Annotated in this window: 2 protein-coding genes and 1 pseudogene; all 3 read right to left on the minus strand. The window is 32.2% G+C overall.

The window, feature by feature from the left end; all coding sequences use genetic code 11:
• Positions 1-755 (minus strand): annotated as a pseudogene (locus ACH2BP_RS01980) (asparagine synthetase B); the annotation flags it as partial.
• Between the two features lie 331 nt (positions 756-1,086).
• Positions 1,087-1,752 (minus strand): response regulator, encoded by a 666-nt coding sequence (locus tag ACH2BP_RS01985; protein ID WP_395056504.1) that lies wholly within the window; start codon positions 1,750-1,752, stop codon positions 1,087-1,089.
• Between the two features lie 3 nt (positions 1,753-1,755).
• Positions 1,756-2,186 (minus strand): sensor histidine kinase (locus tag ACH2BP_RS01990; protein WP_395056506.1); only part of this gene is annotated, 431 nt, incomplete at its 5' end.

The raw sequence follows: 2,186 nt of genomic DNA on the forward strand, positions 1-2,186 counted from the left end.
TCTCCATCAAACATAGTCTCGCAAATATCTACACCATCGGCAGCTAAAGCAATGTCAAAACTATCGGTTGCTGAACACATGGCAAACATAAATCCTCCACCAATTACAAAATCCCTAATCTTTTTGGCAACAGCAACTTTTTCCTGAGAGACTTTTGGGTATCCTAATTTTGCAGCTAAAATTTCAGCTTCTTTCTTTTGCTCAATATACCAAGGTGCATTCCTATACGCCCCAAAAAACTTACCGTATTGCCCGGTAAAATCTTCATGATGTAAATGCAACCAATCATAAAGTAGCAGTTGGTCGCTTAAAACTTCTTCATCATATATAGGCGTAAAAGGAATTTCGGCATAAGTCAGAACCATGGTAACAGCATCATCCCAAGGTTGTTTCCCTTTTGGCGTATAAACTGCAATTTTAGGCGCTTTTTCCAAAATAACAGTTTCCATGTTTTGTGAAGGGCTAGATATATCCTCCAATATCTTGGTTTCTTCACTATCCGAGAGGATTTCAAAACTAACTCCTCTAATTTGGCACTCTCTGCGTATTTCAGGTGCATCAGGTAATAAAAATGACCCTCCACGATAATTCAATAACCAACTTGCTTTATAATTTTTATCTAAACACCAATACGTAATTCCATAAGCCTTGAGATGATTTTGTTGCGTGGTTTCATCCATTGGCAACAAAATAAAAGAAGCTTTTGCAGAAAAAGAAAGTAGAATGACAAAAGTATAAATAATTCGCTTCAACATCGTTTATTGATTTTATCTATCAAAGATAGAAAGTAAGTACTTGAAATGACAAAAATTTCACTTTAAAATAAAACCCAAAATCCATTTGGAGAAAAAACACGTAAATATACGCATAGACAAACTATATCAAGTGTATAAATTTACACCTCAGCACAAAACCAAAGTAGAAATGGAAAATTTAGAAATAGACTTTAAGAAAAAGACAAAACCATTCAATATAAAGATTTTTATAATAAACATTGGAATACTCCTGCTAGTACTACTTATTTTAACTTTCTATGTAATGTGTTATCAGCTTTTTTTTGAGTAAATATTTTACTTATACACTTTATTAGATAGTACCCAAAATAATATCATTTTGCACAGCGTAAACCACTAATCCTGCAATATTTCTGGATTCCGTTTTCAGTAGTAAACTATTGCGATGCCCTTCAACAGTTCTGGGGCTTATGAAAAGTTGTTCTGCTATTTCAACCGTACTTTTTTGAAAACATATAAGCTTAAGCACTTCGATTTCCCGTTTGGTAAGGAAGTTATTGTCAAAATTGCTTTTGACTTTCTTATTCGTTAATACATCTTCTTTAATAATTTCCATAATATAATCCGTGTAATAAAATCCTTTTAGCGCTACCTCATTTATAGTGGTTAATAAATCCTGAGGTGTTGAATTTTTTATCAAATACGAAACGGCACCCACATCAATCATATTGGCAACAAAGGATTTAGAATCATAACTGGTAAGTGCAATAATTTTGATTTCAGGAAACTCTTTACGAATAATTTTAGTGGCTTCTACTCCATTAATCACCGGCATTTTCAAATCCATAATAATAATGTCCGGATGATGATTATTTAACTGTAGAAAAGAAATGAGCTCATCCCCATTTGAAGCTTCAAAAATAACCTCCATGTTTTTTTCCCGCTCCAACAAAAATGAAATTCCTTTTCTAAAAAGTAATTCATCGTCTACTAATATTATTTTGATTTTGTCATTCATTCTTTAAAAATTAAAAACTACTGAAATTCCATTGTTAATTGAGGAATTCATAGCAATTGTCCCTTTTAAGAAAGCTACTCTACTCTCAATATTTTTCATACCAAGCCCTTTCTGATTTTTATATTTGGTTAAATCAAAACCAATTCCGTTATCAGAATAATAGCATATTTTTCCGTCTTTATCGTTTTCAAAAAGAATAGATATTACGGTTGCTTTTCCGTGTCGAAGTGAATTATTCATCAGTTCTTGCAAAATTCTAAATACATGTAAATGCCTGTCATTATCTAAAATATCAAATGAAACATGATTTTCATAGTTTACGCTCATCAATTTCGAGCTATTAAATTCTAAACATAACTCTTCAACACCTGCATGAAGTCCGAATTTGTCTAAAACGGGTGGTAGAAGTCCATGTGCAATTTTCCTGGAATTAT

The organism is Flavobacterium sp. (assembly GCF_043756175.1).
GTDB lineage: Bacteria > Bacteroidota > Bacteroidia > Flavobacteriales > Flavobacteriaceae > Flavobacterium.